Annotated in this window: 34 protein-coding genes; 31 read left to right on the top strand and 3 right to left on the bottom strand. The window is 65.1% G+C overall.

Annotated elements, in window-relative coordinates:
• Position 1 precedes the first annotated feature (1 nt).
• The 21 genes from rplV (at position 2) to rplQ (ending at position 11,905) form a co-directional block, all read left to right on the top strand.
• The gene (gene rplV / locus E4K64_RS25885) at positions 2-388 is read left to right on the top strand and encodes a 50S ribosomal protein L22 (protein WP_126258106.1); all 387 of its coding nucleotides are present in this window, start codon (positions 2-4) and stop codon (positions 386-388) included.
• 17 nt (positions 389-405) lie between these two features.
• Positions 406-1,131, top strand: coding sequence for a 30S ribosomal protein S3 (gene rpsC, locus E4K64_RS25880; protein ID WP_092294149.1), 726 nt, complete (start codon positions 406-408; stop codon positions 1,129-1,131).
• 30 nt (positions 1,132-1,161) lie between these two features.
• Positions 1,162-1,575 carry a 50S ribosomal protein L16 gene (rplP, locus tag E4K64_RS25875; protein WP_008136349.1) on the top strand — a complete coding sequence of 138 codons (414 nt, stop codon included), beginning with the start codon at positions 1,162-1,164 and terminating at the stop codon, positions 1,573-1,575.
• 5 nt (positions 1,576-1,580) lie between these two features.
• Positions 1,581-1,787 (top strand): 50S ribosomal protein L29, encoded by a 207-nt coding sequence (gene rpmC / locus E4K64_RS25870; RefSeq protein ID WP_011088144.1) that lies wholly within the window; start codon positions 1,581-1,583, stop codon positions 1,785-1,787.
• 13 nt (positions 1,788-1,800) lie between these two features.
• Complete coding sequence (gene rpsQ / locus E4K64_RS25865) at positions 1,801-2,049, top strand: 30S ribosomal protein S17 (RefSeq protein WP_007603028.1); 249 nt, start codon at positions 1,801-1,803, stop codon at positions 2,047-2,049.
• A gap of 83 nt (positions 2,050-2,132) precedes the next feature.
• Complete coding sequence (rplN, locus tag E4K64_RS25860) at positions 2,133-2,501, top strand: 50S ribosomal protein L14 (RefSeq protein ID WP_007603030.1); 369 nt, start codon at positions 2,133-2,135, stop codon at positions 2,499-2,501.
• The gene (gene rplX / locus E4K64_RS25855) at positions 2,501-2,815 is read left to right on the top strand and encodes a 50S ribosomal protein L24 (protein WP_007603031.1); all 315 of its coding nucleotides are present in this window, start codon (positions 2,501-2,503) and stop codon (positions 2,813-2,815) included. Before rplN ends, rplX begins: the two co-directional genes overlap by 1 nt.
• Positions 2,808-3,365 carry a 50S ribosomal protein L5 gene (rplE, locus tag E4K64_RS25850; RefSeq protein WP_018647250.1) on the top strand — a complete coding sequence of 186 codons (558 nt, stop codon included), beginning with the start codon at positions 2,808-2,810 and terminating at the stop codon, positions 3,363-3,365. The genes rplX and rplE overlap by 8 nt, the downstream gene beginning before the upstream one ends.
• Positions 3,366-3,411: 46 nt before the next feature.
• Positions 3,412-3,717: a 30S ribosomal protein S14 gene (rpsN, locus tag E4K64_RS25845; RefSeq protein WP_126258107.1), complete on the top strand. Its 306-nt coding sequence runs from the start codon at positions 3,412-3,414 to the stop codon at positions 3,715-3,717.
• A gap of 14 nt (positions 3,718-3,731) precedes the next feature.
• A complete protein-coding gene (gene rpsH / locus E4K64_RS25840) occupies positions 3,732-4,130 on the top strand; it encodes a 30S ribosomal protein S8 (protein ID WP_014494505.1) in 399 nt (132 codons plus the stop codon).
• A 16-nt stretch (positions 4,131-4,146) separates the two neighbouring features.
• Positions 4,147-4,680, top strand: a complete 534-nt coding sequence (gene rplF, locus E4K64_RS25835; RefSeq protein ID WP_135166013.1) for a 50S ribosomal protein L6 — start codon at positions 4,147-4,149, stop codon at positions 4,678-4,680.
• 11 nt (positions 4,681-4,691) lie between these two features.
• On the top strand, positions 4,692-5,054 hold the full coding sequence (gene rplR, locus E4K64_RS25830) for a 50S ribosomal protein L18 (RefSeq protein WP_007603036.1): 363 nt from the start codon (positions 4,692-4,694) through the stop codon (positions 5,052-5,054).
• Between the two features lie 47 nt (positions 5,055-5,101).
• Positions 5,102-5,698, top strand: coding sequence for a 30S ribosomal protein S5 (gene rpsE, locus E4K64_RS25825; protein WP_014494507.1), 597 nt, complete (start codon positions 5,102-5,104; stop codon positions 5,696-5,698).
• Between the two features lie 25 nt (positions 5,699-5,723).
• Entirely contained in the window at positions 5,724-5,918 is a 195-nt protein-coding gene (rpmD, locus tag E4K64_RS25820) for a 50S ribosomal protein L30 (RefSeq protein ID WP_011088137.1), read from the top strand.
• A gap of 76 nt (positions 5,919-5,994) precedes the next feature.
• Positions 5,995-6,480: a 50S ribosomal protein L15 gene (rplO, locus tag E4K64_RS25815; protein WP_028137015.1), complete on the top strand. Its 486-nt coding sequence runs from the start codon at positions 5,995-5,997 to the stop codon at positions 6,478-6,480.
• A 151-nt stretch (positions 6,481-6,631) separates the two neighbouring features.
• A complete protein-coding gene (secY, locus tag E4K64_RS25810) occupies positions 6,632-7,963 on the top strand; it encodes a preprotein translocase subunit SecY (RefSeq protein WP_135166012.1) in 1,332 nt (443 codons plus the stop codon).
• Between the two features lie 267 nt (positions 7,964-8,230).
• Positions 8,231-9,133, top strand: a complete 903-nt coding sequence (locus tag E4K64_RS25805; protein WP_135166011.1) for an adenylate kinase — start codon at positions 8,231-8,233, stop codon at positions 9,131-9,133.
• Between the two features lie 185 nt (positions 9,134-9,318).
• Positions 9,319-9,687, top strand: coding sequence for a 30S ribosomal protein S13 (gene rpsM / locus E4K64_RS25800; RefSeq protein WP_008549231.1), 369 nt, complete (start codon positions 9,319-9,321; stop codon positions 9,685-9,687).
• A 122-nt stretch (positions 9,688-9,809) separates the two neighbouring features.
• The gene (gene rpsK, locus E4K64_RS25795) at positions 9,810-10,199 is read left to right on the top strand and encodes a 30S ribosomal protein S11 (RefSeq protein WP_007603045.1); all 390 of its coding nucleotides are present in this window, start codon (positions 9,810-9,812) and stop codon (positions 10,197-10,199) included.
• Positions 10,200-10,313: 114 nt separating this feature from the next.
• Entirely contained in the window at positions 10,314-11,345 is a 1,032-nt protein-coding gene (locus E4K64_RS25790; protein WP_049820165.1) for a DNA-directed RNA polymerase subunit alpha, read from the top strand.
• Positions 11,346-11,488: 143 nt separating this feature from the next.
• Positions 11,489-11,905: a 50S ribosomal protein L17 gene (gene rplQ, locus E4K64_RS25785; protein ID WP_025036979.1), complete on the top strand. Its 417-nt coding sequence runs from the start codon at positions 11,489-11,491 to the stop codon at positions 11,903-11,905.
• Positions 11,906-11,987: 82 nt separating this feature from the next.
• Here the strand turns inward: rplQ and E4K64_RS25780 are convergent, their stop codons facing one another.
• Entirely contained in the window at positions 11,988-12,965 is a 978-nt protein-coding gene (locus E4K64_RS25780) for a Bug family tripartite tricarboxylate transporter substrate binding protein (RefSeq protein WP_135166010.1), read from the bottom strand.
• 182 nt (positions 12,966-13,147) lie between these two features.
• On the opposite strand from E4K64_RS25780, the gene E4K64_RS25775 reads away from it, so the two are divergent.
• Together E4K64_RS25775 and E4K64_RS25770 are read left to right on the top strand one after the other, a co-directional pair.
• Complete coding sequence (locus tag E4K64_RS25775; RefSeq protein ID WP_135166009.1) at positions 13,148-13,936, top strand: SDR family NAD(P)-dependent oxidoreductase; 789 nt, start codon at positions 13,148-13,150, stop codon at positions 13,934-13,936.
• 8 nt (positions 13,937-13,944) lie between these two features.
• Positions 13,945-14,241 carry a DUF1330 domain-containing protein gene (locus E4K64_RS25770; protein WP_135166008.1) on the top strand — a complete coding sequence of 99 codons (297 nt, stop codon included), beginning with the start codon at positions 13,945-13,947 and terminating at the stop codon, positions 14,239-14,241.
• A 107-nt stretch (positions 14,242-14,348) separates the two neighbouring features.
• Here the strand turns inward: E4K64_RS25770 and E4K64_RS25765 are convergent, their stop codons facing one another.
• A complete protein-coding gene (locus E4K64_RS25765; RefSeq protein WP_135166007.1) occupies positions 14,349-15,362 on the bottom strand; it encodes a zinc-binding alcohol dehydrogenase family protein in 1,014 nt (337 codons plus the stop codon).
• A gap of 120 nt (positions 15,363-15,482) precedes the next feature.
• Here E4K64_RS25765 and E4K64_RS25760 point away from each other — a divergent pair, with 120 nt between their 5' ends.
• A complete protein-coding gene (locus E4K64_RS25760) occupies positions 15,483-15,860 on the top strand; it encodes a winged helix-turn-helix transcriptional regulator (RefSeq protein ID WP_126258116.1) in 378 nt (125 codons plus the stop codon).
• A gap of 43 nt (positions 15,861-15,903) precedes the next feature.
• Here the strand turns inward: E4K64_RS25760 and E4K64_RS25755 are convergent, their stop codons facing one another.
• Complete coding sequence (locus E4K64_RS25755; RefSeq protein WP_135166006.1) at positions 15,904-17,517, bottom strand: OprO/OprP family phosphate-selective porin; 1,614 nt, start codon at positions 17,515-17,517, stop codon at positions 15,904-15,906.
• 314 nt (positions 17,518-17,831) lie between these two features.
• Here E4K64_RS25755 and E4K64_RS25750 point away from each other — a divergent pair, with 314 nt between their 5' ends.
• From E4K64_RS25750 to blaOXA, 7 genes are all read left to right on the top strand, one after another.
• Positions 17,832-19,238: a DegQ family serine endoprotease gene (locus E4K64_RS25750; protein ID WP_167772259.1), complete on the top strand. Its 1,407-nt coding sequence runs from the start codon at positions 17,832-17,834 to the stop codon at positions 19,236-19,238.
• Positions 19,235-20,572 (top strand): replication-associated recombination protein A, encoded by a 1,338-nt coding sequence (locus E4K64_RS25745; protein WP_135166005.1) that lies wholly within the window; start codon positions 19,235-19,237, stop codon positions 20,570-20,572. Before E4K64_RS25750 ends, E4K64_RS25745 begins: the two co-directional genes overlap by 4 nt.
• Before the next feature lie 52 nt (positions 20,573-20,624).
• Positions 20,625-21,863, top strand: a complete 1,239-nt coding sequence (locus E4K64_RS25740) for an RluA family pseudouridine synthase (protein ID WP_135166004.1) — start codon at positions 20,625-20,627, stop codon at positions 21,861-21,863.
• 110 nt (positions 21,864-21,973) lie between these two features.
• Positions 21,974-22,768: an ATP12 family chaperone protein gene (locus tag E4K64_RS25735; protein ID WP_135166003.1), complete on the top strand. Its 795-nt coding sequence runs from the start codon at positions 21,974-21,976 to the stop codon at positions 22,766-22,768.
• An 80-nt stretch (positions 22,769-22,848) separates the two neighbouring features.
• On the top strand, positions 22,849-24,462 hold the full coding sequence (gene fliK / locus E4K64_RS25730) for a flagellar hook-length control protein FliK (protein WP_167772258.1): 1,614 nt from the start codon (positions 22,849-22,851) through the stop codon (positions 24,460-24,462).
• Positions 24,459-24,722 carry an EscU/YscU/HrcU family type III secretion system export apparatus switch protein gene (locus E4K64_RS25725; RefSeq protein ID WP_063195078.1) on the top strand — a complete coding sequence of 88 codons (264 nt, stop codon included), beginning with the start codon at positions 24,459-24,461 and terminating at the stop codon, positions 24,720-24,722. The genes fliK and E4K64_RS25725 overlap by 4 nt, the downstream gene beginning before the upstream one ends.
• Positions 24,723-24,789: 67 nt before the next feature.
• Positions 24,790-25,608 (top strand): class D beta-lactamase, encoded by an 819-nt coding sequence (gene blaOXA, locus E4K64_RS25720; protein WP_135166002.1) that lies wholly within the window; start codon positions 24,790-24,792, stop codon positions 25,606-25,608.
• The last annotated feature ends 140 nt before the right edge of the window (positions 25,609-25,748 follow it).

The raw sequence follows: 25,748 nt of genomic DNA, 5'->3' as shown, positions 1-25,748 counted from the left end.
GATGAGCAAACCTAAGCGCGAACGGAGCCTCGCCGACACCGAGGCCAAGGCGGTCGCCCGGATGCTGCGGGTGAGCCCGCAGAAGCTCAACCTGGTCGCCCAGCTCATTCGCGGCCGGAAGGCTGCTGCTGCGCTCGCCGATCTGCAGTTTTCGCGCAAGCGGATCGCGGTCGACGTCAAGAAGTGCCTGGAATCGGCCATCGCCAACGCCGAGAACAACCACGACCTCGACGTCGATGATCTCGTCGTGGCGCAGGCCTTCGTCGGCAACGGTCTTGTGATGAAGCGCTTCGCCGCTCGCGGTCGCGGCCGCTCGGGCCGGGTCTACAAACCATTTTCGCAGCTGACGATCATCGTTCGTCAGGTCGAAGCTGAAGCCGCCGCTTAAGGGCGCAGGAGAACACGATGGGTCAAAAGATCAATCCGATCGGTCTGCGCCTCGGCATCAACCGTACCTGGGATTCCCGCTGGTTCGCCGGCAAGCAGGAATACGGCAAGCTGCTGCACGAGGACGTCAAGATCCGTGAGATCCTGCACAAGGAGCTCAAGCAGGCGGCCGTCGCCCGCATCGTGATCGAGCGTCCGCACAAGAAGTGCCGCGTCACCATCCACTCGGCCCGTCCGGGCGTGGTGATCGGCAAGAAGGGCGCCGACATCGACAAGCTGCGCAAGAAGGTCGCGGACATCACCTCGTCCGACGTCGTCATCAACATCGTCGAGATCCGCAAGCCGGAGCTCGATGCGACGCTGGTGGCCGAGTCGATCGCGCAGCAGCTGGAGCGCCGCGTGGCGTTCCGCCGGGCCATGAAGCGCGCCGTGCAGTCGGCGATGCGTCTCGGCGCGGAAGGCATCCGCATCAACTGCTCGGGTCGTCTGGGCGGTGCGGAAATCGCGCGCATGGAATGGTACCGCGAAGGTCGCGTGCCGCTGCATACGCTGCGCGCCGACATCGACTACGGCGTTGCGACCGCGTTCACGACCTTCGGCACCTGCGGCGTCAAGGTCTGGATCTTCAAGGGCGAGATCCTCGAGCACGATCCGATGGCCCAGGACAAGAGAATGGCCGAAGGCGAGACGGGTGGCAGCAGCGATCGTGGTGGCCGTCAGCGCCGCGATACGGCTGCAGCCTGATCTGCACTGAGAATTTGAGGGCTCAAAGCCATGATGCAACCTAAGAAAACGAAGTTCCGGAAGGCGCATAAGGGCCGCATCCACGGCGTTGCGTCTTCGGGCGCGACGTTGGCGTTCGGCCAGTTCGGCCTGAAGGCGACCGAGCCTGAGCGCGTCACCGCGCGCCAGATCGAAGCCGCTCGCCGCGCGCTGACCCGCCACATGAAGCGCGCCGGCCGCGTCTGGATCCGCGTGTTCCCGGACGTTCCGGTGTCGAAGAAGCCGGCCGAAGTCCGCATGGGCTCCGGCAAGGGTTCGCCGGAATTGTGGGTCGCGCGCGTCAAGCCGGGCCGGGTGCTGTTCGAGATCGACGGCGTCAACACCCAGACGGCGCGTGAGGCGCTGACCCTGGCGGCCGCCAAGCTGCCGATCAAGACGCGCTTCGTCGAGCGCATTGCGGAGTAATGGCCATGGCCCAGATGAAGATCGAAGACATCCGCGCGATGAGCCCCGACCAGCAGGATGACGCCATCCTGAACCTGAAGAAGGAGCGCTTCAACCTGCGCTTCCAGCGCGCCACCGGGCAGCTCGAGAACACCTCGCGCCTGCGCGAGGCCCGCCGTGACATCGCCCGGATCAAGACCGTCGCCGCGCAGACGCGCGCCAAGAAGAAGTAAGAGGCTTACGAAGATGCCGAAACGTACTTTGCAGGGCGTGGTCGTCAGCGACAAGCAGGCCAAGACCATCGTGGTGCGCGTTGACCGCCGCTTCACGCACCCGATCTACAAGAAGACGATCCGCCGTTCGAAGAACTACCACGCGCACGACGAGAGCAACGAGTTCAAGCCGGGCGACATGGTGTGGATCGAGGAATCGAAGCCGATTTCGAAGTTGAAGCGCTGGGTCGTGATCCGGGGCGAGCACAAGAAAAGCGCCTGATCTGTTGGCTTTAGCCGACTGACTTCAGGGAAATGTTGAGCGCCGGCTGGGCTGGCGCAAAGAGAAGAGGACGAGGTGCATCAATGATTCAGATGCAGACCAACCTCGACGTGGCCGACAATTCTGGCGCACGCCGTGTCATGTGTATCAAGGTGCTCGGAGGCTCCAAGCGCCGCTACGCCACGATCGGCGACATCATCGTCGTCTCGATCAAGGAAGCGATTCCGCGTGGCAAGGTGAAGAAGGGCGACGTGATGAAGGCCGTCGTGGTGCGCGTCCGCAAGGACATCCGCCGCGCCGACGGTTCGGTCATCCGCTTCGACCGCAACGCCGCCGTTCTGATCAACAATCAGTCCGAGCCGGTCGGCACACGTATCTTCGGGCCCGTGCCGCGCGAGCTGCGCGCCAAGAACCACATGAAGATCATCTCGCTCGCGCCGGAGGTGCTGTGATGGCTGCGAAGATCCGCAAGGGCGACAAGGTCGTCGTGCTGACCGGTCGCGACAAGGGCCGGACCGGCGAAGTGTTCGAAGTGCGTCCCGACGCCGGCACGGCGCTGGTGCGCGGCATCAACATGGTCAAGCGTCACCAGAAGCAGACGCAGGCCCAGGAGGGCGGCATCATCTCGAAGGAGTCGCCGATCCAACTGTCCAACATCGCGTATGTCGGCAAGGACGGAAAGCCGACCCGCGTCGGATTCAAGATTCTGGCGGACGGCAAGAAGGTCCGCATCGCCAAGAGCTCGGGAGCTGAGATCGATGGCTGAGGCCGCTTATACCCCGCGCCTGCGCGCGGAATACGACGCGAAGATCCGCACGGCTCTGACCGAGAAGTTCGGTTATGAGAACGTCATGCAGGTTCCGCGCCTGGACAAGGTCGTGCTGAACATGGGCGTCGGCGACAGCGTCAACGACCGCAAGAAGGCCGAGACCGCCGCTGCCGAGCTGACCCAGATCGCCGGCCAGAAGGCGATCGTGACCTATTCGCGGATCGCGATCGCGACCTTCAAGCTGCGTGAGAACCAGCCGATCGGCTGCAAGGTCACGCTGCGCAAGGCCCGCATGTACGAGTTCATCGATCGCCTGGTGACGGTCGCGCTGCCGCGCGTCCGCGACTTCCGCGGCCTGAACCCGAAGAGCTTCGACGGCCGCGGCAATTATTCGCTCGGCATCAAGGAGCACATCATTTTCCCCGAGATCGACTTCGACAAGGTCACGGAAGCCCGCGGTATGGACATCACCGTCTGCACCACGGCCAAGACCGACGAAGAGGCGAGGGCCTTGTTGACCGCTTTCAATTTCCCGTTCCGGCAGTGAGACGCTGAGCTAAAGCCTCTCAAACGCGGATACCCAGGAGCCAAGCATGGCAAAGAAGAGTTCAGTCGAGAAGAACAACCGGCGCAAGCGGATGGTGAAGAACGCCGCCGCCAAGCGCGAGCGGTTGAAGGCGATCATCGCCGACAAGGCGCTGCCGATGGAGGAGCGGTTCGCCGCGACCCTGAAGCTGGCGGAAATGCCGCGCAACTCGTCGGCGACCCGCATTCGCCTGCGTTGCGAGCTGTCGGGCCGTCCGCGCTCGAACTACCGCAAGAACAAGCTGTCCCGTATCGCGCTGCGCGAACTTGGCTCCAAGGGCATGGTCCCGGGCCTCGTGAAGTCCAGCTGGTAAGGAGGGTCGTTTAGATGTCTACGCACGATCCAATCAGCGATCTGATCACCCGTATCCGCAACGCGCAGATGCGCTCGAAGAGCAAGGTCTCGACGCCCGGCTCGAAGATGCGCGAGAACGTGCTCGAGGTCCTCAAGTCCGAGGGTTACATCCGCGGCTACGCCACGCTCGAGCATTCCTCGGGCCGCAGTGAGATCGAGATCGAGCTGAAGTATTTCGACGGCGAGCCCGTCATCCGCGAGATCGAACGTGTCTCCAAGCCCGGGCGCCGTGTCTACGCCTCGGTGAAGAACCTGCCGCGGGTCAACAACGGACTCGGCATTTCGGTGTTGTCGACGCCGAAGGGGATCATGGCCGACCACAGCGCGCGCGACGCGAATGTGGGCGGCGAAGTCCTCTTCACGGTGTTCTGAGAAGGATTTTTCATCCATGTCACGTGTTGGCAAAAGGCCTGTGGCGGTGCCGTCGGGTGTTACCGCGACCGTCGATGGGCAGACCGTCAAGATGAAGGGGCCGAAGGGCCAGCTTCAGTTCGTCGTCCATGACGACGTCGAGGTGAAGCTCGAGAGCGGCCAGATCAAGGTCAAGCCGCGGCTCGAGACCAATCGCGCGCGCGCGCTGTACGGTACCGCTCGCGCCCAGGTCGCGAATCTGGTCGAAGGCGTCACCAAGGGCTTCGAGAAGAAGCTCGAGATCACCGGCGTCGGTTACCGCGCTGCGATGCAGGGCAAGAACCTGCAGCTCGCGCTCGGTTACAGCCACGACGTGGTCTACGCGATCCCGGAAGGGATCACGATCACGGTGCCGAAGCCGACCGAGATCACGGTGTCGGGCAGCGACATCCAGCGTGTCGGCCAGGTCGCGGCCGAGATCCGCAGCTATCGCCCGCCGGAGCCCTACAAGGGCAAGGGCGTCAAGTATGTTGGCGAATTCATCTTCCGCAAGGAAGGCAAGAAGAAGTAACGGAGCCGGTCATGTCCAAAGCCAAGGTTACCAATGCCCGGCGCAAGCGGAGTGTGCGGCTGAAGCTGCGCCGCTCCGGTGGTGGTCGTCCGCGTCTGTCGGTGTTCCGCTCGTCCAAGCACATCTACGCCCAGGTCATCGACGACCTGAAGGGCGAGACGCTGGCCTCTGCCTCCTCGCTCGAGAAGTCGATGCGCGACGGCGGCAAGACTGGCGCCGACATCGATGCGGCGAAGGCGGTCGGCAAGCTGCTGGCCGAGCGCGCCGCCGAGAAGGGTGTCAAGGAAGTCGTGTTCGATCGCGGCAGCTACCTCTATCACGGGCGCGTCAAGGCTCTCGCCGACGCTGCGCGTGAGAGTGGGCTGAGCTTCTAACGGAATTTGAGGATTGAGGCGTAAGCCTCTGAAGGATTGGAAAAACCATGGCAGCTGAACGCGAACAACGTGGTGGACGCGATCAACGCGGCGGCGGACGTGAACGCAGGGAGCGCGAGGAGCGCGACAGCGAGTTCGTCGACAAGCTCGTCCACATCAATCGCGTGGCCAAGGTCGTCAAGGGCGGCAAGCGCTTCGGTTTCGCAGCGCTGGTCGTGATCGGCGACCAGAAGGGCCGCGCCGGCTTCGGTCACGGCAAGGCGCGCGAAGTGCCCGAGGCGATCCGCAAGGCCACCGAGTCCGCCAAACGCAACCTGACCCGCGTGTCGCTGCGCGAGGGCCGTACGCTGCATCACGACATCGCCGGCCGTCATGGCGCGGGCCGTGTCTACCTGCGTGCAGCTCCGGCCGGTACCGGCATCATCGCCGGCGGTCCGATGCGCGCCGTGTTCGAGACGCTCGGTGTCCAGGACGTGGTGGCGAAGTCGATCGGCTCGTCGAACCCCTACAACATGGTTCGTGCGACCTTCGACGCGCTGAAGCACCAGGACTCGCCGCGCTCGGTCGCTGCCCGCCGCAATATCAAGGTGTCCACCCTCCAGTCCCGCCGTATCGGTGGCGACGCCGAGGCGGCTGCCGACTAACGGAAGCTTTTCGGAGTAGACTCCCATGGCCAAGGCCGCAAAGACGATCAAGCTCGAGCAGACCGGCAGCGCGATCCGCCGCCATCACTCGCAGCGCTCGACGCTGATCGGGCTCAAGCTCAACAAGATCGGCCGCACCAGCGAACTGCCGGATACCCCGGCGGTCCGTGGCATGATCGAGAAGGTTCACCATCTCGTCCGCATCGTCGACGAGAAGTAAGCAAGGGCGCACGATCCCGAACAGCGGGCTATCCGTTTTCGGCGAAGATCAGGCGCAAGACACAAGGAGAAGGGCGATGAAGCTCAGCGATATCGCCGACAACGCCGGCTCGCGCAAGAAGCGTATGCGCGTCGGCCGCGGCATCGGTTCGGGCAAGGGCAAGCAGTCCGGCCGCGGCGGCAAGGGCCAGACCGCGCGTTCCGGCGTGCGCATCAAGGGTTTCGAAGGCGGCCAGATGCCGATGCATCGCCGCCTGCCCAAGCGCGGCTTCAACAACATCTTCCGCGTCGAGTTCGCCGAGATCAATCTCGACCGGCTCCAGGAAGCGGTCGATGCCAAGAAGATCGACGCCGGCAGCGTCGTGAACGTCGAGGCCCTGGTGAAGGGCGGCGTGCTGCGCCGCGCCAAGGGCGGCCTGCGGCTGCTCGGCCGCGGCGAGCTCAAATCCAAGCTCAACATCGAAGTCCACGGCGCCAGCAAGACCGCGATTGAGGCGGTCGAGAAGGCCGGCGGCTCGGTGAAGATCCTCGCCCCTGCCAAGGAAGAAGGCGAGGCGGCGTAACAACTGCGTCATCGGCCCGCGGCGCGCGGGCCTTTACGCATGTGGGACGATGGACTTATCGAAGCCGAGCCCCAGATAATGTCCGGTGTCCGGTATAATGTAGCCCGGCCGCGGGCATGACGGCGCGATAGGCGGCGGGAGAAAGTCCAAGATGGCCTCTGCAGCGGAACAACTGGCAGCCAATCTCAATTTCGGTGCGTTCGCCAAGGCTGACGAACTGAAGAAGCGCATCTGGTTCACCCTGGGTGCGCTGCTCGTTTATCGGCTCGGGACCTATATCCCGCTGCCCGGCATCGATCCCAATATCTGGGAGCAGGTGTTCCGCTCCCAGGCGGGAGGCATCCTCGGCATGTTCAACATGTTCGCCGGCGGCGGTATCCACCGCATGGCGATCTTCGCGCTGAACATCATGCCGTATATCTCGGCCTCGATCATCATCCAGCTCCTCACCACCGTCTCGCCGCAACTCGAGGCGCTGAAGAAGGAGGGCGAGTCGGGCCGCAAGCTGCTCAACCAGTACACCCGCTATCTCACCGTGATCCTGGCCGCGTTCCAGTCTTACGGCATCGCGGTCGGCCTCGAAGGCGCCGGCAACGTCGTCAGCGAGCCCGGCATGTTCTTCCGCCTCTCGACCGCGATCACGCTGACCGGCGGCACCATGTTCCTGATGTGGCTGGGCGAGCAGATCACCTCGCGCGGCATCGGCAACGGCATCTCGCTGATCATTCTCGCCGGCATCGTCGCCGAGCTGCCCGCCGCGCTCGCCAACATGCTCGAGCTCGGCCGTCAGGGCGCGATGTCGACCGGCCTGATTCTGGTCGTCATCATCATGGCCGTCGCCGTGATCGCCTTCATCGTGTTCATGGAGCGCGCGCAGCGCCGCCTCCTCATCCAGTATCCGAAGCGCCAGGTCGGCAACAAGATGTTCGAGGGCCAGTCCTCGCATCTGCCGCTCAAGCTCAACACCTCCGGCGTGATCCCGCCGATCTTCGCGTCCTCGCTGCTGCTGCTGCCGACGACGGTCGCGAATTTCAACGCGGGCAGCGGGCCGGAATGGTTCCAGTGGATCACCACCCAGCTCGGCCACGGCCGTCCGCTGTTCCTGTTCATGTATCTGGCGCTGATCGTGTTCTTCGCCTTCTTCTACACCGCGATCGTGTTCAACCCGACCGAGACCGCGGACAATTTGAAGAAGCACGGCGGCTTCATTCCGGGCATCCGTCCCGGCGAGCGGACCGCGGAATATATCGACTACGTGCTCTCGCGCATCACCGTGCTCGGCGCTGTCTATCTGGCGATCGTCTGCTTGATCCCGGAGATCCTGATCTCCTACGCCTCGGTGCCGTTCTACTTCGGCGGCACCTCACTGCTGATCGTCGTCAGCGTCACCATGGATACGGTGGCACAGGTGCAGGGCTATCTGCTGGCGCACCAGTACGAAGGCCTGATCCGCAAGTCGAAGCTGCGCGGCCGCCGCCGCTAAATGCGGCGTGCTCTCAAGGCGGCGCGCGACCGCGCCGCCGATTCGCCGCGCGAGCAGCGCGCGGCCCTTGGAGGCGATCGTTCGGTTGCTTCGGCAGAGCTGCTCTCACTGCTGCGCAATCACTGATTTCAAAGCCCTTCTTGGCGTCCACCCGTCTGCTCCCCTATGATAGGGTAGCGGTGCAGCGCCGATTGTGGTTTGCACTGTTCTTCGATTTCAAACACAGGTGCGCGACGTATCGCTCACCAATCCGGGGGGCGTACGCCGATGAGAATTATACTTCTGGGACCGCCGGGGTCGGGCAAGGGGACGCAGGCGCAGCTGTTGGTGCAGCGCTATGGCATCGTCCAGCTCTCGACCGGCGAGATGCTGCGTGCTGCGGTGGCGGCCGGAACGCCGGTCGGACTCAAGGCCAAGGAGATCATGGCCAGCGGCAGCCTCGTGCCCGACGAGGTCGTGGTCGGAATCATCTCCGATCGCATCGACCAGCCGGACGCCAAGAACGGTTTCATCCTCGACGGCTTCCCGCGCACCGTGCCGCAGGCCGAAGCGCTTGACGAACTGCTCAAGGCCAAGCGCCTCAAGCTCGACGCCGTGATCGAGCTCCGCGTCAACGAGAGCGCGCTCCTGCACCGTGTCGAAACCCGCGTTGCCCAGATGCGGGAGCGCGGCGAGGAGGTCCGGTTGGACGACACGCCGGAGGTTCTGACCAAGCGACTCGCCAACTACCGCAGCCAGACGGAACCGCTGATTCACTACTATTCCGAGCGGCGGAAGCTCTCGACCATCGACGGTATGATGGCCATCGACGAGGTCACCCGCGCCATTGATCGCCAGCTCCAGGCGCTGGGGGCGACCGAGCCCCAGGAGGCTGGCAAGCAAACCAGCAAGGGAAAGACCAGGAGCGCGGCCAAGACCGCCCCGGTCAAGAAGGCCAAGGCGGCGAAGAAATCGGCCAAAAAGCCGGCGAAAGCAGCCAAAAAGGCCGCCAAACCGGCCAAATCCGCCAAAAAGGCAAGCAAGAAGGCCGTGAAGGGTCCCAGGAAGGCGGTCAAGAAAACGGTCAAGAAAACGGTCAAGAAGGCAGCCAAGAAGACCGCCAAAAAGGCGGTCAAAAAGGGTGCCAAGAAGGTTGCAAAAAAGGTCACGAAAAAGCGAGCCAAGCGCTAGCAGCGGTTGACGAAAGCCCCCTGAATCCCCTAATAAGCCCCGCATCCAAGTCGGATAGTTTCAGACGATGCCGGGCCCCAGGAAGACCGGGGGAGGGCGTCGTGTTCGCGTTTGTGAACACCTGCCCGAGAACACAAGCACTTAAAGCCCGATCCTGACGAGGATCGGCAACAGGAGAGAAGGCCGTGGCCCGTATTGCCGGCGTGAACATTCCCACCAACAAGCGCGTGCTGATCGCGCTCCAGTACATCCATGGCATCGGTCAGAAGATCGCCGGTGAGATCCTGGAGAAGGTGAAGATCCCCGTGGATCGTCGCGTCAATCAGCTCAGCGACGCTGAAGTGCTCCAGATCCGCGAAGTGATCGACCGCGACTATCTCGTCGAGGGCGACCTGCGCCGCGAGGTCGGCATCAACATCAAGCGTCTGATGGACCTCGGCTGCTATCGCGGTCTGCGTCATCGTCGCGGTCTGCCGGTGCGCGGCCAGCGCACCCACACCAATGCGCGCACGCGCAAAGGTCCGGCGAAAGCCATCGCCGGCAAGAAGAAGTAAGTTTTCGAATCTAGTCGCGGCGTGCGGCGAACAGGGGATGCCCGTTCGCTGCGCGCCTTTCGTTCCACAGGTGTAGCCGCTGGCATTACGGCGGCGTTTGAGATCTTCAGGAAAGGGACTCAATGGGCAAGGAAGCCACCCGCGTTCGTCGTCGTGAGCGCAAGAACATCGCCTCCGGCGTCGCGCATGTGAACTCGTCGTTCAACAACACGACCATCACCATCACCGACGCGCAGGGCAACACGATTGCCTGGTCCTCCGCCGGCACGATGGGCTTCAAGGGCTCGCGCAAGTCGACCCCGTACGCGGCGCAGGTTGCCGCCGAGGACGTCTCCAAGAAGGCGCAGGAGCACGGCATGCGCACGCTGGAAGTCGAAGTCGCCGGTCCCGGTTCGGGCCGCGAATCGGCGCTCCGCGCGCTTCAGGCCGCCGGCTTCACCGTCACCTCGATCCGCGACGTGACCACGATCCCGCACAACGGTTGCCGTCCGCGCAAGCGTCGTCGCGTTTGATTTTTACGAGTTGCGGGCGCATCGGCGCCCGCAATGACTTTGCAAGAAGCCGCAGGAATGCTCTGCGGCCTTTCTCCAACGCCAGTATTTGATGCCTCAAATTGGCTGGCCTGTATGGGTGAAACAGTGACGATCCAGAAAAATTGGCAAGAACTGATTCGGCCGAACAAGCTCCAGGTGACGCCCGGCAGCGATTCCTCGCGTTTCGCGACGATCGTCGCCGAGCCGCTCGAGCGCGGCTTCGGCCAGACGCTCGGCAACGCCCTGCGCCGCATCCTGCTCTCCTCGCTCCAGGGCGCGGCGGTGCAGTCGGTGCACATCGACGGCGTGCTGCACGAGTTCTCCTCGATCGCCGGCGTCCGTGAGGACGTCACCGACATCGTGCTCAACATCAAGGACATCTCGATCAAGATGCAGGGCGAAGGCCCCAAGCGCATGGTCGTGAAGAAGCAGGGCCCCGGCGTCGTCACCGCCGGTGACATCCAGACCGTCGGCGACGTCGTCGTGCTCAACCCGGACCTGCAGATCTGCACCCTCGACGAGGGCGCCGAGATCCGCATGGAGTTCACGGTCGCCACCGGCAAGGGCTACGTGCCCGCCGAGCGCAACCGTCCCGAGGATGCGCCGATCGGCCTGATCCCGGTCGACAGCCTGTACTCGCCGGTCCGCAAGGTCTCCTACAAGGTCGAGAACACCCGCGAGGGCCAGATCCTCGACTACGACAAGCTGACCATGACGATCGAGACCAACGGCGCGATCTCGCCGGATGACTCGGTGGCTTACGCTGCCCGCATCCTGCAGGACCAGCTCAACGTGTTCGTCAACTTCGAAGAGCCGCGCAAGGAAGTCGCCCAGGAGATCATCCCGGACCTCGCCTTCAACCCGGCCTTCCTCAAGAAGGTGGACGAGCTCGAGCTGTCGGTGCGCTCGGCCAACTGCCTGAAGAACGACAACATCGTCTATATCGGCGACCTCGTGCAGAAGAGCGAAGCCGAAATGCTTCGCACCCCGAACTTCGGCCGCAAGTCGCTGAACGAGATCAAGGAAGTGCTGGCCCAGATGGGTCTGCATCTCGGCATGGAAGTGCCGGGCTGGCCGCCGGAGAACATCGACGAGCTCGCCAAGCGCTTCGAGGATCATTACTGAGTTCGGCGAATGGGGAGTGGCGAATAGCGAATTCAACTCGCTACTCGCCATTCACTACTCGCTATCCGGGCGAACGCAGGCAGCCCACCTGAGCAACATGTCCGACGAACCGTCGCGGCAGTTTTAACGTAAGGACTACTCACATGCGTCACGGCAAGGTTCATCGGAAGCTCAACCGCACGGCCGAGCATCGCAAGGCGATGTTCGCCAACATGGCGGCCGCGCTCATCAAGCACGAGCAGATCGTCACCACGCTGCCGAAGGCCAAGGAGCTCCGTCCAATCGTCGAGAAGCTCGTCACCCTCGGCAAGAAGGGCGGTCTGTCGCTGCGCCGCCAGGCGATCTCGGAGCTGCGCGACGTCGACATGGTCAAGAAGCTCTTCGACACGCTGGCGACCCGCTACAAGGACCGCCAGGGCGGCTACACCCGCATCATCAAGGCCGGCTTCCGCTACGGCGACAACGCCGCGATGGCCGTGATCGAGTTCGTCGATCGTGACGTCGATGCCAAGGGGCAGGATTCCGGCCCCGTGCAGGAAAAGGAAGCCGAGGCGGCGTAAGCCGTTCAGCGGATACGGATGGATTGAAAACGGCGCCCTCGGGCGCCGTTTTTGTTTCTGGGACCGGCGCAGAAGCGCGGGACTATTCCTCCTTGATCCCCGCCTTTTGCGCGATGTCCTTCATTTCTGCGGTCTCCTTGCCGATCGCTCCCGCCCAATCGCCGAAACGCGCGAAGCCGGGCTCGAAGCCGACCTTGGTGAAGCGCTCGGCCACGGAGGGATTCTTGATCGTCTCCTCCAGCGTTGTCGAGAGCTTGTCGTGAACGGCCGGCGGCAGGCCCTTGGGAGCGACCACGGCGCCCCATGAGGCGAAGTCGATGTTGCCATAGCCGAGCTCGGCGAGCGTCGGCACGTCAGGCAGGAACGGCGTGCGCTTGGCCGAGAACACGGCGAGCACCTTGACGGCGCCCGCCTCGATCTGCGGCTTGATCGCGATCACGGTGTCGACGTGGTACTGGATGTGCTTGCCGATGAGGTCGTTCATCGCCGGCGCGCTGCCCTTGTAGGGCAGGTGGACCATCTTGATCCCGGCCGCCGATTTGAACAGCTCGCCGGCAAAGTGCGAGACGGTCGCGACGCCGAAGGACGCCAGCGAGAGCTTGTCGGGATTGGCCTTGGCCTCGGCGACGAGCGCAGCCACGTCCTTGACCGGATTGTCCTTGTAGGTGACCAGCGCCAACGTGATTTTGCCGACCTGGCCGAGCGGCTCGAAATCCTTGGCCGCGTCGTACGGCACGCTTTCCTTGACGGCTGGCGGCAGCGTGAAGCTCGAGTTCGAGCTGAAGAACAGGGTGTATCCGTCCGGCGCCGCTCGCGCCACTTCCTTGGCTGCAATCGTGGTGCCGCCGCCGGGGCGGTTCATGATGATCACGGGCTTGCCGAGCCGCGTCTCCAGCTCGCCGCCGATGATGCGCGCCACCACGTCGGAGGCGCCGCCGGGCGGGAAGGGAACGATCAATTGCAGGGCTTTGTCCGGATAGACCGCTTGCGCCGGCGCCTGCGAAATGCTGCCCATCAGGCCGAGCAACCCGAGCGCAACAGTGAGGGCGGTTCTCTTCATCGCATGGTCCTTCCGTGTTCGCATGAGCGCAGATGCTCGGGTCCGGTTTAGCAATATTCATTCCACCTGCACTCGGGCCGAGGCGGAACAGCTCCCGATCGTCTCACTGATTGGTGAGCGCCGATTGCGAGCCGGTCCATCGCGTCCGATATCCCCGGCATCGATCTGATGGAGATTATTACATGAACATCGACCTTTCGGGAAAAACCGCCCTGGTGACCGGCTCGACCGCGGGCATCGGCCATGCCATCGCCAAAGGCTTGGCGGCCTCCGGCGCCAGCGTCGTGATCAACGGCCGCGGCCAGGACAAGGTCGATGCCGCCGTGCGCAAGCTGGAAGGAACGGGCGCCAAGGTCCGCGGCATCGCCGCGGACGTCTCGACCGCTGCGGGCTGCAAGACGCTGGTTGCGGCGCTGCCGGACGTCGACATCCTCGTCAACAATGCCGGCATCTTCGAGCCGAAGGACTTCTTCGACATTCCCGACGAGGACTGGAGCCGCTTCTTCGAGGTCAACGTCATGAGCGGCGTGCGGCTGTCGCGGGCCTACATGAAGGGCATGCTCGAGCGCAATTGGGGCCGCATCGTCTTCATCTCCTCGGAGTCCGGCCTCAACATTCCCGTCGAGATGATCCATTACGGCATGACGAAGACGGCGCAGCTCTCGGTCGCCCGCGGCCTGGCGCAGCTCACGCGTGGCACCGGTGTCACCGTCAACTCCGTGCTGCCGGGCCCGACCATGTCGGAGGGTGTCGAGACTTTCGTGAAGGATCTCGCCAGGCAGAACGGCCAGTCGGTGGACGAGGCGGCTGCCAATTTCGTCAAGCAGCACCGTCCGAGCTCTCTGCTTCAGCGTTTCGCCGGCGTCGACGAGATCGCCAACATGGTGGTCTATGTCGCCTCGAAGCAGGCATCCGCCACCAACGGCGCGGCGCTGCGCGCAGAAGGCGGCATCGTCAACACCATTGCCTGAGGCCGCGCATGACAGCCTATGTGATCTCCGAACTCGAGATGCGCGATCCCGACGGATTTGCAGCCTATCGCACGCTCGCCGCGAAGACGATCGAGCGGTACGGCGGACGTTATCTCGTCCGTGGCGGCAAGGTCGAGCTTGCCGAAGGCAACCTCCCGGCGAAGGCGATCGTCATCGTCGAATTTCCGTCGATGGCGAGGCTGAAGGAATGGTACGCCTCGCCGGAATATGCCGAGGCGCTGAAGTTGCGTCAGACGGCGCTGGAGCGGCGGCTGCTGTTCGTCGAGGGGGTGGCGGAAGCGTAGCTGCCGTAGGGTGGGCAAAGCGACAGCGTGCCCACGCACTTTTTGCGACCGAGAGAGGTGGTGGGCACGGCGCAAGTGCGCCTTTGCTCACCCTACGAATCCTTCGCCTACCACCCCTCCAGCACGATCTTGCCGCGCGATTTGCCGCTCTCGAGCAGCGCATGCGCGCGCTTGAGGTTGGCGGCGTTGATCGTGCCGAAGGTCTGGTCGAGCGTGGTGCGCAGCACGCCCTTGTCGATGAGGTCGGCGACGTCGTTCAGCAGATGATGCTGCGCGATCATGTCCGCCGTCTGGAACGAGGAGCGGGTGAACATCGATTCCCAGTGCACCGAGATCGCCTTGCCCTTGAACGTGCTCATGGTGAATTCCGGCGGATCGTCGATCAGGCCGAACTTGCCCTGCGGTGCCATGAAGTCCGCGATCGCCTTGTAGTGCTGATCGGTGAAGGTGAGGCTCGCCACCAGCGCGACAGGCGGCAGCTTCAACTTCTCGATCTGCTCCTTCATCGGCTTGCCGTGGTCGATCACGGCGTGCGCGCCGAGATCGAGGCACCATCTCTGCGATTCCGGCCGCGTCGCGGTGGCGAGCACCGTGAGGCCGGTGAGGCGGCGGGCAAGCTGGATCAGGATCGAGCCGACGCCGCCGGCGCCGCCCGTGATCAGGAGCGTGCGCGGATCGACGCTCTTGCCGGGTACCGCGCCGAGCCGGTCGAACAGCAATTCCCAGGCGGTGATGGAAGTGAGGGGAAGGGCGGCTCCTTGCGCGAATGACAGGCTCTTCGGCTTGTTGCCGACGATGCGCTCATCGACCAGGTGGAATTCGGCGTTGGTGCCCTGGCGCAGGATCGAGCCGGCGTAGAACACCTCGTCGCCCGGCTTGAACAACGTAACCTCGGGCCCGACGGCATCGACCACGCCGGCGGCGTCATAGCCCAGGATCTTGGTCTCGCCCTCGGGCGGAGCGGCGCGCTTGCGCACCTTGTAATCGACCGGATTGGCCGAGATCGCCTTCACGGCGACGCGGATGTCGCGCCCTTTGGGCTCCGGTTTTGCGGTCTCGAAATCGAACAGCGAATCCGCGTCCTCGATCGGAAGCGATTTCTTGTAGCCGACGGCCTTCATGGCTTGTCTCCATCAGATGGCTTGCTCGCCTGCCGTCCTAACTGTCGCTCTGGCTCCGATTTGGCAAGTACTGTAAATTCGGGGATATAGTCCCTGTTTGGATACTATTGGGAAAGACGCATGAAACGGCGCAATTTTGCCCGTCGTCCCGGCTGCTCGGTCGAGGCGACGCTGGACCTGATCGACGGCAAGTGGAAGGGCGTGATCCTCTATCACCTGCAGAGCGGCACCCAGCGCTTCGGCGAATTGCGCCGCCGGATGCCCGGCATCACCCAGCGCATGCTGACAAAACAGCTGCGCGCTCTGGAAGAGGACAAGCTCGTCATCCGCAAGGTCTATGCCGAGGTGCCGCCGCGGGTCGAGTACTGCCTCTCCGAGCTCGGCGAGAGCCTCAAGCCGGTGATCGACACCCTGAAGGCCTGGGGTGAGAGCCATCAGGAGCGGCTGTCCTGCGCGCCTGAGCCGGTCGTGGTGAAAAAGCCGAAGCGGGCGGCGTGAGTTTTCCGGGAGCGGATCGTAGCGCCCCCGGAAAAGGTGAGCCTCAGAACGCGAATTGCGTCCGCATCGCGACCGCGTCGAACTTCGAGCCGACATCGGCGGTCGAGACCGGCGAGGCCTGTCGCGACACGGTGCCGTGCAGATAGTCCAGCATGAAGCGGACATTGCCGTTGACGTACCAGTTGAGCGCGAGGGTGTAGACGGTCTGCCGGCCGCCGGCGACGCCGGTCGCGGTTGCGAGCTGGTCATTGAGGTCGATCGTCGAGAACCGCCCCGCGATTTCCCACGCGCCCCAGCCGCCGCCGTCGAGCGAGAACGGATGCGCCGGCTTGACGCCGTGATAGGCGGCGTTGGCGGCGTTGTAGGTCCGGCCTTCGCCCGTCAGCACGTAGCCGGCCTGCGCATATCCGCCCTGGAATTTCAGGCTGGGCGCGCCGACCAGCGGCACGCCGGTGTTGGCGGTGCGGTCGACATTGTACCAGAAGTACTCGCCCTGGACGATGAGCGGCCCGTAGGTTGCGGCCGCCTCGACGCTGTAGACCTGCGCGCCCGAGACGTTGGCCATCGCGCCGGTCGAGACCAGCGTCGTTGGATCAAGCCGCAGTTCGGGGCGATCGCTGAGCGTCAATGTCTGCGTGTTGGCGATCAGGTTGCGCGGCGGCTGGATCAGCCATTGCGCGTCGGCGCCGATGTGCACCGAATAGTCCTTGCCGCTGATGGGATTGCCGGCGACGCGCGCCACCGCGCCGTATTGCTCGCTCGTGCCCGCGGGGGCAGCGCTCGAGGCGGAGTGGATCGCGCCGGTCGACGGTCCCGTGACATAGCCGCCGATCCAGAGCTGGTCGTTGTACCAGCGTGTGCCGGCTGCGGAGCGGAAGTCGCCGGCGGCGATGTTGGTCGCGATCACGCCCGGTGAGGCACGCTCCATGAACATGATGTCGTTGGAGCTGGTGGCCTCGTCCATGGTGTAGGGCAGGTCCATGATGCCCGCCTCGATCGCCATCCGCCCGCCGAACGGTTTCAGGCCGGTGTAGCTGAGATAGGCGTTCTCGACACCGGAGACGCCGCCGCCGGGCAGCGATCCCGGAGCCGTCCCGCCAAATCCGTCGGAGGAGCCGCCGAAATCGTAGACCAGGGCGAAGTTCCAGTCGTTGAAGAATTTGCCGGTGACGCCGATGCGCGCGCGGCGGACGTTCTGGCCGCTGTCGAGCTTCTGCGGCACGGTCGCCGCGGTGTTGGGGCGATAGTCATAGCCGCCGACATCCCAATGCAGGCGGCTGGTGATGGCGACGCAATTGGCCTGGTCGGCGGTGCAGATCGTCGGGCGGTTGTTCGGCATCGTCACGACGACGCCGGATGCCGGGGCCGGCCCCTTGACGGGAATCGCCGCATTGGCGTTGGCAACGACGGCCTTTGCCTCCGAGCGCGCCTCGGCCTTCGCTTCAGCCTTCGCTTCGGCCCTGGCTTTGGCCGTGGCCGCTGTGTTCGCCGCGGTTTGACTCTGGAGCTTGTCGAGCTTCTGCTCCAGCAGCTTCAACTGCTGCTTCAGCAGCGCGATCTCCTGCTCGCTGCTGCTCGCCGATTGGGCCTGGGCCTGCGAGGCTGCCAGTGCGCCGGCGAGACCAATCGCCGTGGCTGTAATTCTTGTCCTGCTCACGTCATCACTCCATCGGTTGGACCAACTTCCCCAAGTCATAAGCGCAGAGCCTAAGAACGGTCGATGACTGCCCCGCGACGGCGAGCCTCGGTTGCGCTGGTTCCCGCTGATGCAAATTCGTCGCAACCGAATCCGCCGAGAGCGAGCATGCAAGATGATGCGTGTCATGCCAATCCGCGCCGCTGGCAAGTTATCGTTTCGCACGCCTGGCAAGGGGCTCGAGCCGTCGGAATGAGGCCGAATATTGCCGCCCCGCGCCCTTCTATTGAGGGGCGAACGCGCCTATATTCCGGCGTCTTTTCCAAGAGGTAGGAATGTTTCGATCGACCTGGACCGCCGCCGTCACGGCCTTGTGCATAGCCTTTTCGGCCCATTTCAATCCGGCCTCAGCGCAGGACCGCCGCGTCCCGTCCTCGCCGGCCGAGCTGCGGCTGTCCTATGCGCCCATCGTGCAGAAGGTTCAGCCGGCCGTGGTCAACGTCTATGCCGCCAAGGTGGTGCAGAACCGCAATCCGCTGTTGGACGATCCGATCTTCCGCCGCTTTTTCGGTGTGCCGGGCCAGCAGCCCGAGCAGGTGCAGCGCTCGCTCGGCTCCGGTGTCATCGTCGATACGTCCGGCCTCGTCGTCACCAACGTCCATGTCATCGAAGGCGCCGACCAGGTGAAGGTGTCGCTGTCGGACAAGCGCGAGTTCGAGGCCGAAATCGTGCTGAAGGATTCCCGCACCGATCTTGCGGTGCTGCGCCTGAAGGATTCGAAGGAGAAGTTTCCGGCGCTCGAATTCACCAATTCCGATGAGCTGCTGGTCGGCGACGTCGTGCTCGCGATCGGCAATCCCTTCGGCGTCGGCCAGACCGTGACCCACGGCATCATCTCGGCGCTTGCGCGCACGCAGGTCGGGATCACCGACTACCAGTTCTTCATCCAGACCGATGCGGCGATCAATCCCGGCAATTCCGGCGGCGCGCTGGTCGACATGAACGGCCGGCTCGCCGGCATCAACACCGCGATCTACTCGCGCTCCGGCGGCTCGCAAGGCATCGGCTTTGCAATTCCCGCCAACATGGTGCGCGTCGTCGTCGCCTCCGCCAAGAGCGGCGGCAAGGCGGTCAAGCGGCCATGGTTGGGGGCAAAGTTGCAGGCGGTGACGCCCGAGATCGCCGAGAGTCTCGGCCTGCGTTCGCCGACCGGTGCGCTGGTCGCGAGCGTGGTGTCGAATGGCCCTGCGGCGAAGGCCGGCCTGAAATCTTCCGATCTCATCACCGGGATCGACGGCCAGACGGTGGACGATCCCAATGCCTTTGATTATCGCTTCGCCACCCGTCTGCTCGGCGGCACCGCGCAGATCGACGTGCAGCGCGGCGGCAAGCCGCTGAAGCTGACGGTGGCGCTGGAGACTGCGCCCGATACGGGCCGCAACGAGCTCGTCGTCACCGCGCGTTCGCCGTTCCAGGGCGCGAAGGTTTCGACCATCACCCCGGCGGTCGCCGACGAGCTGCGTCTCGACGCCGACACCGAAGGCGTCGTGATCACCGACCTCGGCGGCGACAGCACGGCTGCGAATGTCGGCTTCCAGAAGGGCGACATCATCCTGGCCGTCAACAACCAGAAGATCAGCAAGACCGGAGACCTCGAGAAGGCCGCAGGCGAGCGTCCGCGGATCTGGCGCATCACGCTGGTGCGCGGCGGCCAGCAGATCAACGTCACGCTGGGCGGATGAGTCCGAAGCGACCACAGCAGACGCCAACGCTCTTTGCCGCGGCGGGGCTTGACCACGATGCGCCGCATCCGCTGCCGGATCGCTTGCGCCCGCGCGTGCTGTCGGAGGTCGTCGGCCAGGACCATATCCTCGGCCCCGATGGTGCGCTGACGCGCATGCTGGAAACGCGCACGCTGGGCTCGCTGGTGTTCTGGGGACCGCCCGGCACCGGCAAGACCACGGTGGCGCGGCTCTTGGCGGATGCGACCGACCTGCATTTCGAGCAGATTTCCGCGGTGTTCTCCGGCGTCGCCGACCTGAAGAAAGCCTTCGACGCGGCGCGCGCCCGCCGCGAGATGGGCAAGGGCACGCTGTTGTTCGTCGACGAGGTCCACAGATTCAACCGTGCCCAGCAAGATTCGTTTCTGCCCGTGATGGAGGACGGCACGGTGGTGATGGTGGGCGCCACTACCGAGAACCCGTCCTTCGAGCTCAACGCGGCGCTTCTGTCGCGCGCGCGCGTCCTGGTGTTTCGCTCGCTCGACGCGGCCGCGATCGAAAAACTGTTCGCGCACGCCGAGGCGGTCGAGGGCAAGAAGCTGCCGCTCGACGCAGAGGCGCGCGCCGTGCTGGTGCGCATGGCCGACGGCGATGGCCGGGCCTCACTGACGCTCGCCGAAGAGGTCTGGCGCTCGGCGCGGGCGGACGAGATATTCAACGCCGCGCAATTGCAGGAGATCCTGCAGCGCCGCGCCCCGATCTACGACAAGTCGGCGGACGGCCATTACAACCTGATCTCGGCGCTGCATAAGTCGGTGCGCGGCTCCGATCCCGATGCGGCGCTGTACTATCTCGCGCGGATGCTGGACGCCGGCGAGGATCCGTTGTTCCTGGCCCGCCGCGTCGTGCGCATGGCAGTCGAGGACATCGGCCTGGCCGACCCGCAGGCGCTCGTCATCGCCAACGCGGCCAAGGACGCCTTCGACTTCCTCGGCCATCCCGAAGGCGAGCTCGCCATCGCGCAGGCCGTGGTCTATCTCGCCACCGCACCGAAATCGAACGCGGTCTACACCGCCTTCGGCACGGCGATGCAGGTTGCCAAACAGGCCGGTTCGCTGCTGCCGCCAAAGCACATCCTCAATTCCCCGACCAAGCTGATGAAGTCGGAAGGCTACGGCGCAGCTTACGAATACGACCACGACACCCCGGAGGCCTTCTCCGGCCAGGACTATTTTCCGGAAGCCCTGGGCCGCCAGACCTTCTACGACCCGCCGGAGCGTGGCTTCGAGCGCGAGATCCGGAAGCGGCTGGATTACTGGGCCAAGCTGCGCAAGGAGCGGGGCGGCTCGCGCTAGAGGCGGCCATTTCGCCGTGACGGGAGGCGGCTTTTAGGGTAGGCAGGCTACCATGAGCCGCCGTATCAAGAGAATGAACCCAAAGCCGCGCTCGCGCGACGAGCGCGATGACTCGCGTCCGCATCAGTCGCACAGCGCGAAGAAGGCCGGCCCGCGCCCGGGCGGGAAGCCTGGCGGCAAGCCGCCGCGCTTTGCCGGTGAGCGCGCCGAGCGGCGTGCCCCCGAACGGGCCGAGCGGCGGCCGCCTAAAGCCGCCCTGGAAAGGCCTGCGCCGGAGAAATCCATCGAACCGCTGCTGCCGACCAAGGTCCAGACCGTCAAGGTGACGGCGGACGAGAACAACATGCGTGTCGACCGCTTCCTCGAAGCGCGCTTTCCCGGACTGTCGTTCTCCCATATCCAGCGCGTCGTCCGCAAAGGCGAGCTGCGCGTCGACGGCAAGCGCGTCGACAGCAAGGACCGCCTGGAGGAGGGCCAGAGCGTCCGCATCCCGCCGCTGAAGCTCGATGCGCCGAAGGTCGTCGGCGAGCTCTCGGAAGCTGCGCAGAAGACGCTGAAGGCGCTGAAGGAGATGACGATCTACGAGGACGACGACGTCCTCGTCCTCAACAAGCCGGCCGGTCTTGCCGTGCAGGGCGGCTCGGGCATGACGCGGCACATCGACCAGATGCTCGAGGTGATGCGCGATGCCAAGGGCCAGAAGCCGCGCCTCGTGCACCGCATCGATCGCGAGACGTCGGGCTGTCTGTTGGTCGCCAAGACGCGCTTTGCGGCTTCGCATCTGACCGGCGCGTTCCGCTCGCGGTCGGCGCGCAAGGTTTATTGGGCGCTGGTGCCGGGCCTGCCGAAGCCGAAGCAGGGCCGCATCTCGACCTTCCTCGCGAAGGAGGAGAGCGAGGACGACACCATCATGCGCATCGCCCAGCACGGGGACGAGGGCGCCAGCCACGCGGTGACCTACTACGCGGTGGTCGAGACCGCCGGCAACAAACTGACCTGGGTGTCGCTGAAGCCTGTGACGGGCCGCACCCACCAGCTGCGCGCCCACATGGCCCATATCGGCCATCCCATCGTTGGCGATCCCAAATATTTCAACATCGAGAATTGGCAGCTGCCGGGCGGTCTGCAGAACCGGCTGCATCTGCTCGCACGCCGCATCGTCATCCCGCATCCGCGCGGCGGCGTAATCGACGCCACCGCGCCGCTGCCGCCGCACATGCAGCAATCGTGGAATCTGCTCGGGCTCGATGCAAGCCGGTTTGATCCGATCGAGAACGCGCCGGAGGAATAGCCGGGTTGAACGGGGGTGGCGGAGGCACGACAATGTCCCCCATGACACGGCTCTCGATCAGTCTTGTGGTGTTGGCGGTAACTTGACGAACGACAGGGATCGAAAAACCGATGCGTGAATTGTTCGAAGAAGCAGCAAGCCAGCCCCCGCCCGATCCGCGGGAATCGGCGCGCGCGTCCGCGCGCACGCCGCTGCGCAAGCGCTTCTACAAGGAGGCCGGCATCGCCGATGCCGAGGGCGGTTTTGCCATTACGCTCGATGGCAAGCCGATCCGCACGCCGTCCGGCCGCCAGGTGGTGATCCCCGCGCGGACGCTCGCCGATGCCGTGGCCGCGGAATGGGCGGCCCAGGGCGAGAGCATCGACCCGGTGAGCATGCCGCTGACGCGGGTTGCCAATAGCGTGGTCGAGGGCGTCGTCGACCGCGTCGGGCTGGTCAGCGATGATCTCGCAAAATACTTCGAGTCCGATTTGCTGTTCTATCGCGCCGGCCACCCGGAAGGGCTCGTCGCCCGCGAGGCGGCGCATTGGGACCCCGTGCTGTTCTGGGCAGCGGAGGCGCTGGGGGCGCATTTCATCCTGTCCGAGGGCGTCATGCACGTGAAGCAGCCGGACGAGGCGCTGAAGGCGGCGCGTGCCGCGCTGCCCGAGGACGCCTGGTCGGTCGCCGCTCTCCACATGGTGACGACCCTGACCGGTTCCGCGCTGCTGGCCTTGGCGCTGGCCCATGGCGTGCGCGATGCCGGCCAGGTCTGGGCCGCCGCCCATGTCGATGAGGACTGGAACGCCGAGCACTGGGGCGTGGACGAGGAGGCGGCTGCCCGCCGGGCCACGCGCCTGCGGGATTTCGAGGCCGCGGTGACGGTATTGGCGGCGGTCAAGGCGCCAGTGGCCAGAGGTCCTTAACGAGAGGTTTACGACGCAGGCGTTAGGGTGGCTCGTGCTCCCTCCCGTGCTCCCTTCTGCGCTCCCTTGGGCCCCCTGAGATGCCGACGCCGGTCACGTCCATCGTTCGCGTCAGTGCCGCCAGCCCCGTGGCTGACGCGACGACGCCTGACCTCGTGCTTCAGGCCGGCAGCGTTGTGGACGCACGCGTTATCAGCGTGATGGCCGACAATCTGGTGCGGATCGCGATCGCCAACCTCTCGATGGACGTGATGTCGGAAGTGGCGCTGACACCGGGGCAGAATCTGCAGCTCGCGGTGTCGCAGAGCGACGGCACCATCCGCCTTGCGGTGATGAGCGGCGCAGGCGAGGCAACTCCCGATCAGGTTACGCTGACGCCTCGCGCTGCCTCGCTGGTGGAAAGCCCGCCGCTCGCGCCGTCCGCGACCGCGCCGCGCAATACGCTCACGCCCTTGGAGCAGGTCGCCGTCACCGCGGCCTCGGCCGAGGCTGCGGCAAAGCAGGGCAGCCAGGCGCCGCTGTTCGCCAATCTTGCGGCCGTCGTCACCGGCAGCGATTTGCCGGCGGGCTTGAAGCAGGCGGTGCTGGACGTGCTGGCACAGCAGACGCCGCTCGACCCCGCGCTCGACGGCGGCGACATCGAATCCGCCTTCCAGAAGTCTGGGCTGTTCCTCGAGGCTTCGCTGGCTGCGGGCACGACGTCGTCCGGGGCCGTTCCGGATTTGAAAGCGGCGTTGCTGGTGTTGCGCCAGACCTTGGCCACGATCGGGACGGCCGCGCCGCAGAGCCAGGGCGCCACCATCCCGGCCAGCACCGCGGCGACACCGCAGGTCGCCGCCGCGCCGGCTCAGCCGGCAGGTGAGGTCGCACACGCCGTATCGCCGTCGATCGCACCCGAAATGGCCCAACAGCCGCAAACGCTGCGCAACGCCAATCTCGCAGCGGCGATGCTGGGCGACCTGGCGGCCGACGCGCCGCAAATGGCGATGCCGCGCATGTCCGCGGGCCTTGCCGCAAGCCTGTTGCAGGAGGTCACGCAAAACCTGCCGCGCCTGACCGGCAATGTTCCCGGCTCCAACAAAGCGGTGCCCGACGGTCAGATCTTCGAGGCGGCGGCGCGCGCGACACCGCCGCCGTTCCGTGGCGCGCTGCCATCGGCGCAATCCATCGCTTCGCCATCGCTCGCGCCGGATACGCCGCTCTCTGCGACCGTGCATCGCCTGCTCGACGAGACCGATGCCGCGATCGCGCGGCAGACCCTGCTCCAGGTCGCATCGCTTCCCGATCGCACCGACGCCAGCGGTCACCGCGTTGATCCAAGTGTGCCGCAGTGGAATTTCGAGATTCCCTTTGCAACGCCGCAAGGCACCGCGATGGCGCAGTTCGAGATCTCGCGCGATGGCGCCGGCGAATCCGCCGATCCCGCCAAGCAGGCCTGGCGCGCGCGCTTCACGCTCAATGTCGAGCCGGCGGGCCCCGTCCACGCGCTGATCACGCTGAGCGGCGACAAGACCTTCGTGCGGATGTGGGCGGAGCGGCCGGCAACGGCGCAGCAGCTCCGCGCCGGCATCGGTGAGCTCAGCCAGGCCTTGATGCGGGCCGAGCTCAAGCCCGGCGACATCCTGGTTCGCGACGGCACGCCACCGCAACCGGCGCCGGCCCGCGCCGGCCACTTCCTGGATCGCGCCACATGAGCGACCCGTCCAAGCTCGCGATCGCGCTGCATTACGAGAAGGGCTCTGGCGCGCCGGTCGTCGTCGCCAAGGGCAAGGGTACGATCGGCGAAAAGATCGTCGAGATCGCCAAGGCCCATGACATCCCGATCGAGGAAAACGAGGTCTTGGCCGGTGCGCTGTCCAAGGTCGAGCTCGGCGAGGAGATCCCGCCCGACCTCTACAAGGCCGTCGCCGAGGTCCTGGTGTTCGTGCTGCGGCTGTCGGGCCGGGGACGATAGCCCGTCATCGTTTCACCACGTGACGCCTCCATGGTGCCGACGTGTTTCTCAATTCAGGATGGCCCGCTTGCTGACCCGCCGCTCCACTCTAGGCCTTCTCGCCGCATCTGCCGTCCTGCCGCGGCGCGCGCTCGCTCACGTCGCCCCGCCGCGCAACGAGATCCGTGACAGTCTCGCAAAGCGCTTCACCGACCTCGGCACATCGGGGACTTTCGTCGGCTACAAGGTGGAGGACTATCTGGTCGTCGCCAGCGACAAGGATCGGTCGGGCGAGGGCAGGCTGCCGGCCTCGACGTTCAAGATCCCGAACTCGCTGATCGCGCTCGAGACCGGCGTGGTCGCCGACCCCGACAAGGACGTCTTCCCGTGGGACGGCGTGAAACGTCCCATCGAGGCCTGGAACAAGGATCACACGCTGCGCAGTGCGATCGCCGTGAGCGCGGTGCCGGTCTATCAGGAGATCGCGCGCCGCATCGGCCAGGAGCGCATGCAGAAATATCTCGACGAGTTCGACTATGGCAACCGCGACATCGGCGGCGGCATCGACCAGTTCTGGCTCACGGGGGCCTTGCGCATCGATCCGGTCGAGCAGATCGATTTCGTCGACCGGCTGCGCCGCCGCGCGCTACCGGTCTCAAAGCGCAGCCAGGATCTGGTCGCCGACATCCTGCCGGTGGCCAAGGTGGGCGACAGCGTCATCCGCGCCAAGTCGGGCCTGCTCGGTGCAGAGCGCGGCGAGCCGTCGCTCGGTTGGATGGTCGGCTGGGCCGAGAAGGGCGAGGCGCACACGGTGTTTGCGCTCAACATGGACTGCAAGGAGCCGCGCCTCGTCGGCGAGCGCATGTCGCTGACGCAAGCCTGCCTTGCCGACATCGGCGCGATCTAGCGCTGCCGCGCCGGCGCCTTTCTCCACGTCATTGCGCTGCGCTCGCAATGACGGAGTATGCGGCGCGCCGGCGCAGATGCCGTAGGGTGGGCAAAGGCGCGCAGCGCCGTGCCCACGATCATTATGCCGCAGGCTACGAT

Source organism: Bradyrhizobium frederickii, from assembly GCF_004570865.1.
Lineage (GTDB): Bacteria > Pseudomonadota > Alphaproteobacteria > Rhizobiales > Xanthobacteraceae > Bradyrhizobium > Bradyrhizobium frederickii.
The sequence above is the reverse complement of the archived record's forward strand: the minus strand, read 5'-3'. Positions and strand labels throughout refer to the sequence as shown.